Here is a 16,006-nt window from a genome sequence, read left to right as displayed (position 1 = left end):
GGACAACCGGCGGCGCGTCGTGATTCGGGGGCACCCTAGCGCGAGGACTGTCAGGCGACCAGAGCTTCGGCGCGTTTGAGATCGACGCTGACCAATTGGCTGACACCCTGTTCAACCATCGTCACGCCGAACAGCCGGTCCATCCGCGCCATGGTCACCGCATGGTGGGTGATGATCAGAAAGCGCGTGTCCGTGCGCCCGGTCATTTCATCCAGCAGATCGCAGAAGCGGCTGACGTTCGCATCATCCAGCGGCGCGTCAACCTCGTCCAGCACGCAAATCGGCGCCGGATTGGCCAGAAAGACAGCGAAAATCAATGCCATGGCCGTCAGCGTCTGCTCCCCGCCCGACAGCAGCGACAGGGTCGACAGCTTCTTGCCCGGCGGCTGGCACATGATCTCAAGTCCGGCTTCCAGCGGATCATCGGATTCCACCAGCACCAACCTTGCTTCGCCTCCGCCGAACAGGCTGGTGAACAACGTCGAGAAATTGGCATTCACCGTATCAAAGGCGGCCAGCAACCGTTCGCGACCTTCGCGATTCAGGCCGCCAATTCCGGCCCGCAGCTTGCGGATCGCCTCTTCCAGATCGGTCTTTTCGCGTTGCAGATTGTCACGCTCTTCCTCGATTTCGCGCTTGTCTTCCTCGGCACGCAGATTGACCGCACCAAGGCTGTCGCGTTGGGCGCGCAAGCGGGAAATCCGGTCTTCCAACATTTCGGATGGCGTATCGGTATCAACCTCTCCCAAGGAGGCCAGCAGGTCCTGGGGGGTGGATTCGGTCTCTTCAAGAATGCGCTCGCGGGCGGCAATCTCGCTGTCTCGGGCAGCCTCGGCCCTGGCCTGGCATGCTGCGCGGGTTTCGCGGGCTTCCGAGGCAAGGCGTTCCGCATCGCGTTCCGCATGTGCGCAGTTGCGGGCAATCTCATCGGCCGCCGTCAGCGCCGCACGCGCCCGCTCCAACCGCGAAATGGCTTCTATCTCGCGATTGGTCAATTCCTCGCGCCGCTCGGCCAGCAGGGCGGGTTGCGCCTCGGCATCCTCGAGTTCAGCGGCGGCAGCCTCGCGCCGTGCGACCAGTTCCGCGCCCCGCGTCCCGGCCTGTTGCAGCCGCAGCTTCCAGCCCGATTCCTCCTTGGCGATTTCCTGCAGACGCTTCACGCGGGCCGTGCCATCGCGTCGCAACTCGTCCAGCGCGGCACGGCGGGTCATGGTGGCGATCCGTGCGGCCTCGACCCCGGTGCGGGCATGTTCCACCGCCGCTGCCGCATCATCGCGCGAGGGCAGATGGGCCAAGGCACGTTCCGCCTGCCCCAGACGTGCCGAGGCATCCGAGGCATCTGCACGGTGACGCGCCAGTTCCGCCTGGGCGGCCTCGAGCCGACTGTTGGCCAATGCCAGATCCGATTCTGCCCGCGTGGCGGCCCGCGCCGCATCCGACAACAGCCTTTCGGCCTCGCGCCGGGCATCACGTGCCGATTTCTCGGTGGCCGCCGCATCGGCCAGCCGCGCACGCGCCTCATCATGAATCTGCGCCGCATCCGCCGCGCGAGCCTGCGCTTCATCGGCCTGCTGCGTGATTTCGGTCAGCTGGTTGACATTCTGCAGATGCAGCGCCGCCGTGGACGAGGTTTCCCCCGCCAGAACACACATTCCGTCCCAGCGGAACAGATCGCCCTCGCGCGTCACCAGCCGCTGCCCCGGCAGCAACTCCGACTGCAGGGCCCGCGCCGCCGCGACATCCTCGGCAATGCCACATTGCGACAGCCGCCGGTTCAGCGCCTCGGGCGCGTTGACATGGCGCGACAGGGGCATGACGCCCGACGGCATAGGCTGCGGATCATCCCATCCGGGCAGATCCCGCCAGCCCGATTGACCGTCCTCGGCCAGTCCGGCGCGCAGATCATCCCCCAGCGCCGCGCCGAAGGCGATTTCATAGCCCTTTTCGACCTGCACCTGGTCAAGGATCGCGGCCCCGTCCGACTGCCCGCGTTCGACCAGACGACGCAGGGCGGCCATTTCGGCCGCCAGTGCGCTGGCCTCTCCCTCGGCCTCGGAACGGGCAACACGGCTGGCAGCCTCGGCGGCCTCGGCTTCGGCCCTGACAATCTCGGCACCGGCCAGTGCTTCTTCGGCGGCCTCGGCACGATCGGCGGCGGCCTCCTGGGCCTGCTCTGCCGTGGCAAGGGCTTCCTCGGCAGCAGCCCCCGCTTCGGCAGCACGCGCAGCGTTCTGTTCGGCCTCGGTGGCCGCCCGTTCGGCTCGCGCCATCATGGTGCGCAGATCCGACACCAACCTTTCGGCCGAGTGGTGACGCGCGGCCAGCCGAGCCGCTTCATCGGTCAGTTCAGCCAGGCGGGTCTCGACCTCTCGCAGGGCCTCGGCAGCCTCATCCGCCTGCATCCGGGTGCGTTCCAACTGGTCGTCATGGCCCAGACCGGCCTTTTCAAGTTCGGCCTTTTCCCAGGCCAGACGTTCCACCACCTCACCAGCATCCCGGTTCAGCGCCTCTTCCCGTTCGATATCGCGGTCCAGTTGCGAAATCCGCGCCGCCAGTGCCCGCACCTGTTCCACTGCGCGTTTCTCGGCATCATCCAGCGCTTCCTTTTCGGCCGTCAGCCGCGACAGGATCGCTGCGGCCACCTGATCCTCTTCGCGCAGGGGCGGCAAGGCCTCATCGGCAGCCTCGCGGCGCTCGCTGGCTTCACGCGAGGCGGCCTCGGCGGCCTGCGCACTGCGGAGCGCTTCGGCCAGCGCCTGTGCTGCCACCAGCCTCGCGGCCTCGGCCTCGGACCAGCGCCGATACAGCAGCAATCCTTCGGCCAGACGCAGCGTCGCCCCGATCTCGCGATATTTCGCGGCGGCGCGAGCCTGCCGCGCCAGGCTGGCCGCCTGCGTGGACAGTTGGTCCAGCGTGTCATCCACGCGGGTCAGATTGTTCTCGGCCCCGTTCAGTTTCAGTTCGGCCTCATGCCGGCGCTGATACAGACCGGAAATCCCGGCGGCCTCTTCCAGAATGCGACGACGGCTCTTGGGTTTGGCGTTGATCAGCTCACTGATCTGCCCCTGACGCACCAATGCCGGGCTATGGGCACCGGTCGAGGCATCCGCGAAGAGCATCTGCACATCGCGCGCGCGCACATCCTTGCCACCGATCTTGTAGGCAGAGCCCGCATCCCGGGTGATCCGGCGTACGATGTCGAAACGGTCTTCATCATTGAACCCCGCCGGAGCCAACCGGTCGTGATTGTCGATGGTCAGAGTGACTTCGGCATGACCTCGGGCCGAACGGCGCGAGGTGCCCGCGAAGATCACATCCTCCATGCCCTCGCCGCGCATCGCGGTCGGGCGGTTCTCGCCCATCACCCAGCGCAGGGCTTCAAGCAGGTTGGACTTGCCGCAGCCATTCGGCCCGACGACGCCGGTCAGACCCTCGCGAATCACCAGATCGGTGGGATCAACGAAGCTTTTGAAGCCGTTCAGTCGAAGCCGGTCGAAACGCAAAATGCTGCCCGTCCTGTTGTTCCTGGCTGCCGATTGTCAGCGCCTAACCCCTGCAAGTCAACCTAAACCACTATATCTGGACGTATTGCGCCCATTCATCACAAGATGGCCGAGATTCCCCTAAAGCCAGACCACTTCCGCTAGCGCGGGGCGGAGGGCGCAGATCATTTGGCTTTCGGGCGGAATGCCTTGATCCTGGCGGAATCGGTTTCGATCCGCGCTGCACCGATCAGATCAAGGCAATAGGGCACCGCCGCAAAGACCGCGTTCATGCAGGTGGCGATGGCCGATGGCTTGCCCGGAATGGTGATGATCAGGGTCGCGTCACGGATCACCGCCGTCTGGCGTGACAGGATCGCGGTCGGCACTTCGGCAAGTGAAGCGCGGCGCATTTCCTCGCCGAAACCAGGCAGTTCCTTGTGCGCGACATCCGCCACCGCCTCGGGCGTCAGATCGCGCGGCGCCGGGCCGGTGCCGCCGGTCACGAGGATCAGATCGCTGCCCGCCTCGCACAGCTCGCGCAGCTTGGCAGCCACGCCTTCGCGACCGTCGGGAATGATATGGCGCGCGATCTCGATATCCGAAGTGATCGTTTCGCGCAGCCACGCTTCGGCGCCAGGACCGCCCTTGTCCTCATAGATTCCGGCAGCAGCACGATCGCTGACGGTCACGATGGCAATGCGAGCGGTCCTGCGCTGTTCCATTACTTCACCCGTGCGTTCCGGTTGGCGACCAGCTTCAGACGCAGGGCGTTCAGCTTGATGAAGCCCGCAGCATCTTTCTGATCATAGGCGCCCGCATCATCTTCAAAGGTCACATGCGCTTCACTGTAGAGCGAATGATCCGACCAGCGGCCAACGCAGGTTGCGCTGCCCTTGTACAGCTTCAGCCGGACGGTGCCGGTGACATGTTCCTGCGACTTGTCGATGGCGGCCTGCAGCATCTCGCGCTCGGGGCTGAACCAGAAACCATTGTAGATCAGTTCGGCATAGCGCGGCATCAGGCTGTCCTTCAGATGGCCTGCTCCGCTGTCGAGGGTGATCTGTTCGATGCCGCGATGGGCCTCCAGTAGGATCGTGCCGCCCGGCGTTTCATAGATGCCACGCGATTTCATGCCGACAAAACGGTTCTCGACGAAATCCAGGCGACCGATGCCATGCTTGCGGCCCAATTCGTTCAGATCCGTCAGGATCGTGGCGGGCGACAGGGCCTTGCCGTTGATCGCCACGGCATCACCACGCTCGAAGGTCACTTCGATATATTCGGGCTGATCGGGGGCCTCTTCGGGGCTGACCGTGCGCTGGAACACGTAATCGCCTGCCTCGACGGCCGGATCTTCCAGAGCCTTGCCCTCGCTGCTGGTGTGCAGCAGGTTCGCATCAACGCTGAAGGGGGCTTCGCCGCGCTTGTCCTTGGCGATCGGAATCTGGTTCTGCTCGGCAAATTCCAGCAACTTGGTGCGGCTGCTCAGATCCCATTCCCGCCAGGGCGCGATGACCTTAATCGCGGGATCCAGCGCATAGGCCGACAGTTCGAAACGCACCTGGTCATTGCCCTTGCCCGTCGCGCCATGTGCCACGGCATCGGCACCATGCTGATGCGCCAGTTCGACCAGTCGCTTGGAAATCAGCGGCCGCGCGATCGAGGTGCCCAGCAGATAGAGCCCCTCATAGACGGCGTTGGCGCGGAACATCGGAAAGACGAAATCGCGGACGAATTCCTCGCGCAGATCCTCGATATGGATATTTTCGGACTTGATACCCAGCATTTCGGCCTTCTGGCGCGCGGGCTCCAGTTCTTCGCCCTGGCCCAGATCGGCCGTGAAGGTCACGACCTCGCAGCCATATTCGGTTTGCAGCCATTTCAGGATGATCGAAGTGTCCAATCCGCCCGAATAGGCAAGGACGACTTTTTTCGGCGCGTCGGTCATGCGGTTAACCCTTCCTCGAATTTTATGGGGGAATACGGCTATTCTTGCGTTGTCACAAGGGCATGAGACGCAATATCCCGCACGCCCCCTTGTCAAACACGGCCTTTCGCGCCATGGGCATGGGATGGAAAATTTTGTCGCCTCCGTCCGCCAGGCCGAGGCCGCGCTTCGCGACCTGTTCGAGCCTACCCCGTTGCAGCGCAACGATCATCTGTCTGCGAAATATGGCGCCGACATTTGGCTGAAGCGCGAAGATCTGACCCCGGTGCGCAGCTACAAGCTGCGGGGGGCCTTCAACGCCATGCGCAAACTGGTCGGCACCGATACCGGCAGCATTGCGCATTTCGTCTGTGCCAGCGCCGGAAACCACGCCCAGGGCGTGGCTTTCGCCTGCCGGCATTTCGGCGCGAAAGGCACGATCTTCATGCCGGTCACCACGCCCAAGCAGAAGATCAACAAGACCAAGATCTTTGGCGGCGATGCCGTGGAAATCGTCCTGACCGGGGATTATTTTGACCAGACCCTGGCCGCCGCGCAAAGTTTTTCCGCAGAAAACGGCGCGCAGTTCCTGTCACCTTTTGACGCGCCGGACATCATCGAAGGTCAGGCGACCGTCGCATTCGAGATGCTGCGACAGCTGGGCCGGACCCCGGATCTTGTCGTGCTGCCGGTCGGCGGCGGCGGGCTGGCCTCGGGCGTGACCAAGCTGATGCTGGAAACCGCGCCGGAAGCCCGGTTCGTCTTTGCCGAGCCGCTTGGCGGGGCCAGCCTGAAGGCCGCACTGGAACATGGCGCGCCGGTGGCGCTGCCTGCCATCGACAGTTTCGTGGACGGGGCCGCCGTGGCCAGAATCGGCGCATTGCCCTTTGAGACCCTGAAGCATTTCGACAGCACCGATGTCTATCTGGCACCCGAGGATCGCATTTGCCGCACGATGCTTGAAATGCTGAACACCGAAGGCGTGGTGCTGGAGCCCGCGGGCGCCCTGGCACTGGATGTGCTGGATGATCTGGGCGATCTGACCGGCAAGACCGTCGTCTGCGTATGTTCCGGGGGGAATTTCGATTTCGAACGTCTGCCCGAGGTCAAGGAACGTGCCCTGCGCTATACCGGCGTGAAGAAATATTTCGTCCTGCGGTTGCCACAGCGCCCCGGCGCGCTGCGCGATTTCCTGCAGTTGCTGGGACCGGATGACGATATTGCCCGTTTCGAATATCTCAAGAAGTCGGCACGCAATTTCGGTTCGGTCCTGCTCGGGATCGAGACCTCCGCGCCCGAGCATCTGGACAGCCTGAAGCTGCGCCTCGAAGCGGGTGGCTTTGCCTTCCGCGACATAACCAACGACGAGGTTCTGGCCGAACTTCTGGTCTGAGCCGGGTGATTGCCGAAAACTTGCGCTAAATTGGCGCAGGTTCGGCCTCCGGATTTACACGTCTTTTACGGCAGCGGGGCTAGAACCGCTGCCATGAAGACCGCAAGCACCGCCATTTCGAATCCAGCCAATGCCCCGCGCGCCTTTGCTTTGCGACGGGCCTTGCTGGTCGATCAGCGGGGCGAGGATCGCACCCGTATCGCCCATTATCTGCGTTCGGCGGGCTATCAGCTGGCCGAGGCGGATTCTGCGGCGCAGGCGCTGGAGGCATGCCGCAGGCATGATCCCGATCTCATCTTCTCGGCATGGGAACTGCCCGACCGCAAGGGGCCGGAATTCTGTCGCATCTTCCGAACCAGCCCACGGAAGGTCTATGGCTATTTCGTTCTGCTGACATCCGATCAGGATGAACAGGACATCCGCCGGGGCCTTGAGGCCGGGGCCGACGATTTTCTGGATCGTCCGGTTTCCGGACGCGAACTGCTGGCGCGTATCAGCGCCGGAGAGCGTATCCTGCGCATCGAGAAAGAGCTGCGCGCCAGCAATGTCCGCCTGCAAGCGGCACTGGACAAGCTGAAAGAGGCGCAGAGCGCGATCGACCGCGACCTGCGCGAGGCCCGCAAGCTGCAGCAGGGACTGGTGCGCGAACGTTCGGGAAAATTCGGACCGATTCAGATATCGCTGCTGCTGCGCCCCGCCGGCCATATTGGTGGCGATCTGGTTGGCTTCTTTCCCATTGGCAAGGATCGCGTCGGCTTCTACGCACTGGACGTCTCGGGGCACGGCGTTACCGCCGCCCTGCTGACCGCGCAGCTATCGGTGCATCTCTCGGGCGCCTCGGATCAGAATGTCGCGCTGCGCGCGGCGCAAACCGGCTGCGACGCCGTGCCCCCCGCCGCGCTTGCCCATTTCTTCAACAACATGATGCTGGAAGAGATGAGCACTGACACCTATTTCACGATGATCTATGCCGAGTTGAACCACAGCACAGGCGCGGTCCGAATGGTGCAGGCTGGTCATCCCCACCCGATGCTGCAGCAGTCCGATGGTCAGGTAAGGCGAATCGGCAGGGGCGGCATGCCCATCGGCGTTCTCGAGAACCCGATCTTCGATGAGATCGAATTTACCCTGAAACCCGGAGCGCGCCTGCTGATTGCCTCTGATGGCATCACCGAAGCCTGTCCGCCCGGCGGTCGGTTGCTGGGCGAGGAAGGGCTGGAGGCGATCATGCGCACGAATGCCTTTCTTGGCGGCCATGCCTTCCTGGAATCGATGGCCTGGTCGGTGTCCGAATATTGTCGTGGCGAAAGGCCCGATGACATGTCGGCGATCCTGATTGAACATGCCGCCGGCAGCCGACCCGTCCCCCTCCGTCAGACCTGATCAACCGCGCAGGAACCGCCGCAGAAAATGACGCGCCCCCGGATCGGTGATTCGCTGCAAGGCCTCGGCAGGCGTGAACCAGCAGGCACTGTGACCCGGCTCGGTCGGCGCCCCCCGCCGCAGGATCGGTCGCCCCACCCAGACATGGCACAGCTTTTCCGCCTGCATGTCATATTCGGGCATATCGCAATAGCGGCGATACACCCCGAAGCCCTGCAGTCCGCCAATCGTCCAGCCGGTTTCCTCGAAGACCTCGCGATGCAGGGCCGCCGTCAGGCTTTCCCCGGCCTCGACACCTCCACCCGGCAATTGATAATCGGGCACGGGACAGGTCTGATGCGTCAGCAGAATGCGGTCATCACGCAACAGGATCGCATAGGCTCCGGGCCGCAGGCGATAGCGCCGGCCCGCGCGGGGCATCTCTCCGAATCGAGGTATCATCATCGCTCCTGCATGGCTGCAAGTCTCCCTAAACATAGCGGGGGCGCGCAGAAACCCCCGCCCCCTTGGGATCGGACAGGAATGCCTTATATTGGGCGCGACATCGCCGGTCCACGTGCCGGACGCCCAAGACTTCAAGGATTCACCATGAGCAAGATCAACCAGATCGCCTGGGACGACACGGTTCTGCCCTTTCAACTGGACCGTTCGTCCATTCGCGGCCGCGTTGCCCGCCTTGATGGTGTGCTGGATCATATCCTGTCGCGCCACGACTATCCGGCGCCTGTCGCGGCTCTGGTTGCGGAACTGGCGCTGCTGACCGCACTGATCGGGCCAACCATCAAGCTGCGCTGGAAACTCAGCCTGCAGGTGCGCGGCAACGGAGCCGTGCGCACCATCGCTGCCGATTATTACGCCCCCGAAGGCGAAGGCAGCCCCGCCCGGATCCGGGCATGGGCCAGCTTCGACGAGGACCGGCTGGATGACCGCCCGCCCTTCGAACAGATCGGCGAGGGGTATTTCGCGATCCTGATTCATCAGGGCACGGACATGCAGCCCTATCAGGGCATCACCCCGCTGTCGGGCGGCTCGCTGTCGGCCTGCGCGCAGACCTATTTCGCGCAATCCGAACAGTTGCCCACGCGCTTTGAACTGGCCAGCGGCCGCTCGCAGATCTCGGGCGAGGACGAATACTGGCGCGCCGGCGGCATGATGCTGCAGACCCTGCCTGCCCAGCCGGTGACCAATTCGGAGGGCGGCAGCGGTGAGGACGGGCTGATGGAGGCCGCCGATATCCTGCAAGGCGGAGAATCCGAAGATTGGAGCCGCGCCAACCTGCTGCTGGATACGGTCGAAACGCTGGAACTGATCGGCCCGACGGTGGGGCCGACCGATTTGCTGCTGCGGCTGTTCCACGAGGAAACTCCGCGTGTCTTTGACGCTCAGCGGGTCGAATTCGGCTGTTCGTGCAACTCGGACCGGGTGCGCGATACGCTGTCGATCTACTCCGCCAAGGATATCGGTCACATGACCACCGATGCAGGAATCGTGACTGCCGATTGCCAGTTCTGTGGGGCGCATTACGAATTCGACCCCAACAGCCTGGGGTTCGAGGCCACCGTGGATACCGACGGAGAGCCGCTGCCCGACAGCGACGATGCCTCGGACAAGGCGGCAGAGTGAGCCCCGCCTGGTCGGAAGACCTTCTGCGTGCGGCCCTGTCGGTGAAGACGGGGCCCAGTTCCGATTTCGATCTGGATCTTTCGACACCACCGGATGTGTCGCTGCGCCCGGCGGGTGTGCTGGCGGCCTTTCACGAGGATGACGGGCGGCTGATCCTGACCAAGCGCGCCTCGGGTCTGCGCCATCATCCGGGGCAGATCGCCCTGCCCGGCGGCAAGGTCGACCCGAGTGATGCGGATGAGATCGCCGCCGCCCTGCGCGAGGCCCATGAGGAAATCGGCCTGAATGCGGCCCAGGTCGATCTGATCGGCACGCTGCCCGCGCATCAGACGGTGACCGGCTTTTCCGTTACCCCGGTTCTGGGAATCATCCGCGGCGAATTCATTCCGATTCCCGAACCCGATGAGGTGGACGAGGTGTTTTCCCTGCCCTTCGCCCATGTCAGCGACCCCGAAAAATATCAGGTCGCCCGGCGACGCTGGCGCGGCACCTGGCGCAGCTTTCACGTCGCGCCCTACGGTCCCTATTACCTGTGGGGAGCGACGGCGCGGATCCTGCTGGGTCTGGCCCGAAGGATGCAGCCATGACCCGCCTGCCCGATGATCTGATGCAGGACAGCGCGTTGCAGCGTGTCATGGAGGCCATCGAGGCCGGGGGGCATCACGCCTATCTGGTGGGCGGCGCGGTGCGCAATGCCCTGCTGGGCCAGGCGGTCGATGACATGGACCTTGCGACCGACGCCCACCCCGAGCAGGTCACGGCTCTGGCGCGAGAGGCGGGGTTGAAGGTCGTGCCGACCGGCATTGATCACGGCACCATTACCCTGGTGACCGATGGTCGCGGTTTCGAAGTGACCACCTTCCGTCGTGATGTCGAGACCGATGGCAGGCATGCCGTGGTGGCCTTTTCGAGCGATCTCGCCGAGGATGCCCGCCGTCGCGATTTCACCATGAACGCGCTCTATGCCGACCGCGCCGGTCTGGTCATCGACCCGGTCGGCGGGCTGGAGGATCTGAGGGCGCGCAGGTTGCGCTTTGTCGGCGCACCGGCGCAACGGATCCGCGAGGATTACCTGCGCATCTTGCGCTTCTTCCGCTTTCTGGCGTGGTATGGACGCGAGGCCGATCCCGATGCCGTCGATGCCTGCGCACAGTTGCGCCAAGGGCTTTCCCGCATCGCACGCGAGCGGATCGGGATAGAGTTCAGGAAACTGTTGTCCGCCCCCCGGCCATCCGCAGCAATGCAACTGATGCAGACAAGCGGTGTACTGCAGACGATCCTGCCGGACGCCGATGGCGACGCGCTGCAGGCCCTCTTTGCCATCGAGGAAAGGACCGGTGTCGCACCGTCATGGCTGCGCCGGATGGCCGCGCTGACACCGCCCGACAGGGATTGCTGGGATCTGCGCCTGTCGCGCGCCGAAGCCCGGCAGTTGCAAGGCCTGCTTGCCGGATCGCGCGGGGAATGGTCGTTGCAGCGTGCCGGATACAAGCTGGGACTTGATGCCGGATGTGACATCGCCCTGCTGCGCGCCGCCAATGGAGGGATGACACTGCACGACTCGTGGCAAGACGACCTGCAGGCGGCGGCAAGGGCGCGCTTTCCGATCCGCGCCGCTGATCTGGCCGCCGATCTGCAGGGGCCTGCACTGGGCCGCGGTCTGCGTGCCGCCGAAGACGCATGGATCGAATCGGGCTTTGCGCTGCCCGCAGCGGCGCTGTTGGATATCGCCCGTCTGGCGGGAAAGGAGATGACGTGAACCTGCACCACATGTTCGGCCGCATGGTCGACGCCTTTCGCCCCGCCGAGGGACCGCCACCTTCCAGCCTTCTGGCCTTTTTCCGCTGGTGCCTGACGGGGGCCGGGCCCGGCCTGGGCTTTGCCGCCATGGCGTCGGCACTGGGCGGCATGGCGGATGTGATCTCGGCGCTGCTGCTGGGCAAGGTCGTCGACGCGGTCGCCCTTGGATCGGCTGACGGATTCTGGGCACAGAACGGGTTGCTGATCGCCACCTTCGCGGGGTTCTTCCTGATCCTGCGCCCGGCGATCTTTGGCCTTTCGACCGCCAGTTCGAATGTGATCATCGGCCCCAATATCCTGCCGCTGGTGCTGTCGCGGCTGCACCGCTGGACGATGGGTCATGCGATCACCTTCTTCGACAATGATTTCGCCGGGCGGCTGGCCCAGAAACAGATGCAGACGGCCCGCGCGGTCACCGATGTCGCCTCCGAGTTTGTGAATGTCGTGGCCTTTGCCCTGGCCTCGGTGATCGGTTCGGCCGCCTTGCTGCTGACCGTGGATGGCTGGGGGGCGGTGGCGCTGCTGGTCTGGCTGTGCAGCTATTTCGCGCTGATCCGGTTCTTTCTGCCGCGCATCCGCTCCAAGGCAGGCGAACGCGCCTCGGCGCGCGCCATGGTCACCGGTCAGGTCGTCGACACGATCACCAATATCAAGACCGTCAAGCTGTTCGCCCATGACAAGCATGAAGACCGGGCAGCCCTGGGTGCCATGGCCGGATTCCGCGAACGCGCCCTGGATTTCGGGATCGTCTCGACCTGGTTTCGCATGTCGCTGATGGTGGTGGCTGGCATCCTGCCAGTCGTCCTTGTCGGCGGTGCCATCCTGCTGTGGCGCAACGGCATGGCGACGCCGGGAGATATCGCCGCCTCGGGGGCGATTTCGATGCGGCTGTCGCAGATGACGGGATGGGTCAGCATGGCCCTGATGGGGATCTGGGGAAGCATTGGCGAGGTCGAGGACGGGATGAAGACCCTGTCCCCACCCCATGCGCTAACCGATTCCCCCGACGCAATCGTGCTGGAGCGCGTTGCCGGGCAGATCGAATTCGATCACGTCACCTTTGCCTATGGCCGCAAGCAAGGCGGTATCGAAGACCTGACACTGACGATCTCCGCGGGCGAAAAGGTCGGCATCGTCGGTGCTTCGGGTGCCGGGAAATCGACATTGGTGGGGCTGCTGCTGCGCCTCTATGATGTCGAGAAGGGCGCGATCCGAATTGACGGTCATGATCTGCGCGATGTCACCCAGGAAAGCCTGCGCCGCCAGATCGCGATGGTCACGCAGGAAACGGCGATGTTCAACCGCTCGGCACGCGACAATATCCTTTACGGGAAACCCGATGCCACTCAGGAAGACATCATCGCCGCCGCCACGGCTGCCGAAGCGCAGGATTTCATCCCCGACCTGCAGGATCACGCCGGACGCAAGGGTTATGATGCCCATCTGGGCGAACGCGGAGTCAAGCTGTCCGGCGGCCAGCGCCAGCGCATTGCCCTGGCCCGTGCCTTCCTGAAGGACGCACCCATTCTGGTTCTGGACGAAGCCACCAGCGCCCTGGACAGCGAGGTCGAGGCCCAGGTCCAGGAGGCCCTGACCCGCGCGATGGAGGGCAAGACCGTGCTGGCCATCGCGCACCGCCTGTCCACCATTGCCGAACTGGACCGCATCATTGTCATTGACGCCGGTCGGATCGTCGAGCAGGGAACCCATGACGAATTGCTGGCCCGCAACGGCCTTTATGCACGCTATTGGAACCGCCAGTCCGGCGGCTTCCTGGGAACGGAAGAGGCCGCCGAGTGAGCCTTTGGCAGATCGAAAGACTGGGTCGGCGCGGTGACGGGGTTGCCCTGGGGGATGCCGGCAAGGCATTGGCACCGCTGACGCTGCCGGGAGAAGAGATCGAGGGCACGGCCAGCGATGGCGTGATTGCCGCAGCGCGTATCCTGACCCCTTCGCCGGAAAGGGTCAGACCGGCCTGCCGACACTATCGGTCCTGCGGGGGCTGTTCACTGATGCATGGCGCGGATGGCTTCGTCACTGCATGGAAGGAACAGGTCGTCACCACCGCGCTGGCCGCTCAGGGGTTGTCTGCGTCGATCTGCGCCACGCATGTCTCTCCGCCCCGCTCGCGCAGACGCGCGGTCCTGTCGGGGCGACGCACCAAGAAGGGCGCGCAGATCGGCTTTCACATGAAGGCCTCGAACGTCATCGTCGATCTGACGGATTGCCATGTTCTGGACCCGCGCATCCAGACAGCCCTGCCCCTGCTGCGCGAGATCGTCCGGATCGGGGCCTCGCGTTCGGCCGAACTGTCCCTGACGGTGATAGCCGGCCCCGCCGGACTGGATGTCGCGGTCAGGGGCGGCAAGACCATGGACAGCATGCTGTTTCAGGATCTTGCGGCACTGGCAGAGCGCGGCGACCTTGCTCGGCTGGACTGGGACGGGCAACCGGTCACCCGGCGCACTCCCTATCTGCAGATGGGCGCGGCGCGTGTGCCCTATCCGGCCGGGGCCTTCCTTCAGGCCACGATTGATGGCGAGGCTGCACTGCAGCAGGCCGTCGCCAAGATCACCGCCCCTGCCAAGCGCATTGCCGATCTGTTTTCGGGCTGTGGCACGTTTACCCTGCCGCTGGCCGCCGGGGCGGACATCCATGCCGTCGAGGGGCTGGCTGCGCCACTCGAGGCGCTGGATCGTGCATGGCGCGGCAGCACCGGGTTGCGCCGCATCACCACCGAGATTCGCGATCTGGCCCGCAATCCGCTCTTGCCCGACGAACTGGCGCGCTTTGACGCAATCGTGATCGACCCGCCCCGCAGCGGGGCCGAGGCACAATGCCGCCAGATTGCCCAATCGTCAGTGGAACATATCGCCTTTGTTGCCTGTGATCCGGTCAGTTTTGCCAGAGATGCGCGTATCCTGGCCGATGGCGGCTACCGGCTGAACCGGCTTTGGATCGTCGATCAGTTCCGCTGGTCCCCCCATGTCGAAACCGTGACCGAGTTCCTGCGAAACTAGCCCGACCCGGCGTTTCGTGGTAATCAGAATCCATATAAAAAAATTTCAGAATTTTGAGGCAGTGATGTATCGAGCGACGCGCCGGACCGTAACCCTGTCACTATTGGCCGCTCTGGCCGCATGCGGCTCTCCGAAATCCCGGTTCAAGACCTACAATGGCCCCCCCGTCACGCAGATCGTCGTGAACAAGGGCGCGCGCCGGATGTATCTGTTGCACGATACGACCGTGCTGAAGTCCTATGATATCAGCCTTGGCAACGAGCCGATCGGTCACAAGCATTTCGAAGGCGACGGCAAGACGCCCGAGGGCATCTATTTCATCGACCGCTTCAACCCGCGCAGCGAGTATCACCTGTCTGTCGGCGTGTCCTATCCGAACGAACAGGACAAGGAATATGCCGAGAAACTTGGCCTGTCCCCCGGTGGCGACATCTTCATCCATGGCCGCGGCCCCCTGGGCAACGCGCTGGCCCCGAAAAAGCAGGACTGGACTGCGGGTTGCATCGCCGTCAAGGATGAAGAGATCGAGGAAATCTACGCCATGGTCCGTGGCGGAGTTCCCATCGTCATCAATCCCTGAACTGCACTTTTCAGACTGACACACAAGACAAAGCCCCGGCATCTGCCGGGGCTTCACCATATTGAAAAAGCGCGAAGCAGAGCGACCTCAGCTTCCGGTAAGCAAAGTCCACCACAGCTTGCCCGATGGCTCCTGATACCAGGCAAAGCCCAGGGCGGTCGCCTGCGGATCCATGATCACATCGCGTGTATCCCGCGTCGACATCCAGGCGTTCAGCGTCTGGATGTCGTTTTCATAGGTTTCCGAAATATTCTCGCCAATCAAGTGGCCGGTATAGCCCTGCCGACGAACCCGATCCAATGGCGACGAACCATCCGATCCCCAGTGCCATGCACGGTTTTGCGCGGCCATGTCCCTTGAATGCGCCAGCGCGGCGGCGCTGAGCTGCGGGTTCAGCGTCAATGGCGTCTGACCGATATTGCCACGCAACATGTTGATTTGCTGCAACACGCGCGTCGGGATCGCCTCGGCCTCTTCCTGGTCGATCCGATAGGCGACCGGCAGCGGCTGACCATCCGGGCCCAGTTGCGGCGCCGTCCGGGGCTGACAGGCGGCCAGCGCAATCAGCGACAGCATGGCCAGCACCTTGAAATTCATCATTATAAGGCATCCCTCGACTGTAATAGCAGCAGCAATATCGAATCCGGCGCCCTCCTTCAAACGCACGAATCCGTGATCGTCGGATGGCGCGCCGCAATCTGCCGCTGACATCGGTTTGATTTGATGCACCACGTCGCCGCAGATATAATCCGCACGATCCGCATGAGGCGGGGCAGCCAAGACCGTCCGTCAAGA

13 protein-coding genes are annotated in these 16,006 nt (G+C 63.8%); 8 read left to right on the top strand and 5 right to left on the bottom strand.

Translation table 11 applies throughout. From position 1 onward, the window contains the following. Positions 1 to 50: 50 nt before the first annotated feature. The 3 genes from JHW44_RS02680 to JHW44_RS02670 form a co-directional block, all read right to left on the bottom strand. Positions 51 to 3,503: an AAA family ATPase gene (locus JHW44_RS02680; RefSeq protein ID WP_089343691.1), complete on the bottom strand. Its 3,453-nt coding sequence runs from the start codon at positions 3,501 to 3,503 to the stop codon at positions 51 to 53. Between the two features lie 164 nt (positions 3,504 to 3,667). Beyond that, positions 3,668 to 4,207: a molybdopterin adenylyltransferase gene (gene mog / locus JHW44_RS02675; protein ID WP_089343692.1), complete on the bottom strand. Its 540-nt coding sequence runs from the start codon at positions 4,205 to 4,207 to the stop codon at positions 3,668 to 3,670. After that, a complete protein-coding gene (locus JHW44_RS02670) occupies positions 4,207 to 5,433 on the bottom strand; it encodes an argininosuccinate synthase (protein ID WP_089343693.1) in 1,227 nt (408 codons plus the stop codon). The genes mog and JHW44_RS02670 overlap by 1 nt, the downstream gene beginning before the upstream one ends. 124 nt (positions 5,434 to 5,557) lie before the next feature. On the opposite strand from JHW44_RS02670, the gene ilvA reads away from it, so the two are divergent. Next, positions 5,558 to 6,805: a threonine ammonia-lyase IlvA gene (gene ilvA, locus JHW44_RS02665; protein ID WP_089343694.1), complete on the top strand. Its 1,248-nt coding sequence runs from the start codon at positions 5,558 to 5,560 to the stop codon at positions 6,803 to 6,805. Positions 6,806 to 6,898: 93 nt separating this feature from the next. Further along, a complete protein-coding gene (locus JHW44_RS02660; RefSeq protein WP_089343695.1) occupies positions 6,899 to 8,188 on the top strand; it encodes a PP2C family protein-serine/threonine phosphatase in 1,290 nt (429 codons plus the stop codon). On the opposite strand, the gene JHW44_RS02655 is transcribed toward JHW44_RS02660, so the two are convergent. Continuing rightward, complete coding sequence (locus JHW44_RS02655; RefSeq protein WP_089343918.1) at positions 8,189 to 8,629, bottom strand: NUDIX domain-containing protein; 441 nt, start codon at positions 8,627 to 8,629, stop codon at positions 8,189 to 8,191. A 147-nt stretch (positions 8,630 to 8,776) separates the two neighbouring features. Between JHW44_RS02655 and hslO the strand changes: the two genes are divergently transcribed. The 6 genes from hslO (at position 8,777) to JHW44_RS02625 (ending at position 15,211) form a co-directional block, all read left to right on the top strand. Beyond that, positions 8,777 to 9,811, top strand: a complete 1,035-nt coding sequence (hslO, locus tag JHW44_RS02650; protein WP_089343696.1) for an Hsp33 family molecular chaperone HslO — start codon at positions 8,777 to 8,779, stop codon at positions 9,809 to 9,811. Continuing rightward, positions 9,808 to 10,398, top strand: coding sequence for a CoA pyrophosphatase (locus JHW44_RS02645; protein ID WP_089343697.1), 591 nt, complete (start codon positions 9,808 to 9,810; stop codon positions 10,396 to 10,398). The genes hslO and JHW44_RS02645 overlap by 4 nt, the downstream gene beginning before the upstream one ends. After that, positions 10,395 to 11,570 (top strand): CCA tRNA nucleotidyltransferase, encoded by a 1,176-nt coding sequence (locus JHW44_RS02640; protein ID WP_089343698.1) that lies wholly within the window; start codon positions 10,395 to 10,397, stop codon positions 11,568 to 11,570. The genes JHW44_RS02645 and JHW44_RS02640 overlap by 4 nt, the downstream gene beginning before the upstream one ends. Positions 11,571 to 11,581: 11 nt before the next feature. Next, entirely contained in the window at positions 11,582 to 13,411 is a 1,830-nt protein-coding gene (locus JHW44_RS02635) for an ABC transporter ATP-binding protein (protein ID WP_419182514.1), read from the top strand. After that, positions 13,408 to 14,631, top strand: coding sequence for a class I SAM-dependent RNA methyltransferase (locus tag JHW44_RS02630; RefSeq protein WP_089343699.1), 1,224 nt, complete (start codon positions 13,408 to 13,410; stop codon positions 14,629 to 14,631). Before JHW44_RS02635 ends, JHW44_RS02630 begins: the two co-directional genes overlap by 4 nt. 64 nt (positions 14,632 to 14,695) lie before the next feature. After that, positions 14,696 to 15,211, top strand: a complete 516-nt coding sequence (locus JHW44_RS02625; RefSeq protein WP_089343700.1) for a L,D-transpeptidase family protein — start codon at positions 14,696 to 14,698, stop codon at positions 15,209 to 15,211. 87 nt (positions 15,212 to 15,298) lie between these two features. Here JHW44_RS02625 and dalA read toward each other — a convergent pair whose 3' ends face one another. Next, entirely contained in the window at positions 15,299 to 15,991 is a 693-nt protein-coding gene (dalA, locus tag JHW44_RS02620) for a divisome-associated lipoprotein DalA (protein ID WP_336385711.1), read from the bottom strand. Positions 15,992 to 16,006 lie beyond the last annotated feature (15 nt).

This window comes from Paracoccus seriniphilus (assembly GCF_028553745.1).
In the GTDB taxonomy this organism is placed as follows: domain Bacteria; phylum Pseudomonadota; class Alphaproteobacteria; order Rhodobacterales; family Rhodobacteraceae; genus Paracoccus; species Paracoccus seriniphilus.
The sequence above is the reverse complement of the archived record's forward strand: the minus strand, read 5'-3'. Positions and strand labels throughout refer to the sequence as shown.

Excerpts from the sequence above, each read along its gene's own strand:
- JHW44_RS02660 (WP_089343695.1), top strand. The coding sequence starts at position 6,899 with ATGAAGACCGCAAGCACCGCCATTTCGAATCCAGCCAATGCCCCGCGC.
- ilvA (WP_089343694.1), top strand. The coding sequence starts at position 5,558 with ATGGAAAATTTTGTCGCCTCCGTCCGCCAGGCCGAGGCCGCGCTTCGC.
- hslO (WP_089343696.1), top strand. The coding sequence starts at position 8,777 with ATGAGCAAGATCAACCAGATCGCCTGGGACGACACGGTTCTGCCCTTT.
- JHW44_RS02635 (WP_419182514.1), top strand. The coding sequence starts at position 11,582 with ATGTTCGGCCGCATGGTCGACGCCTTTCGCCCCGCCGAGGGACCGCCA.
- JHW44_RS02625 (WP_089343700.1), top strand. The coding sequence starts at position 14,696 with ATGTATCGAGCGACGCGCCGGACCGTAACCCTGTCACTATTGGCCGCT.
- JHW44_RS02655 (WP_089343918.1), bottom strand. The coding sequence starts at position 8,629 with ATGATACCTCGATTCGGAGAGATGCCCCGCGCGGGCCGGCGCTATCGC.
- mog (WP_089343692.1), bottom strand. The coding sequence starts at position 4,207 with ATGGAACAGCGCAGGACCGCTCGCATTGCCATCGTGACCGTCAGCGAT.
- JHW44_RS02640 (WP_089343698.1), top strand. The coding sequence starts at position 10,395 with ATGACCCGCCTGCCCGATGATCTGATGCAGGACAGCGCGTTGCAGCGT.
- JHW44_RS02670 (WP_089343693.1), bottom strand. The coding sequence starts at position 5,433 with ATGACCGACGCGCCGAAAAAAGTCGTCCTTGCCTATTCGGGCGGATTG.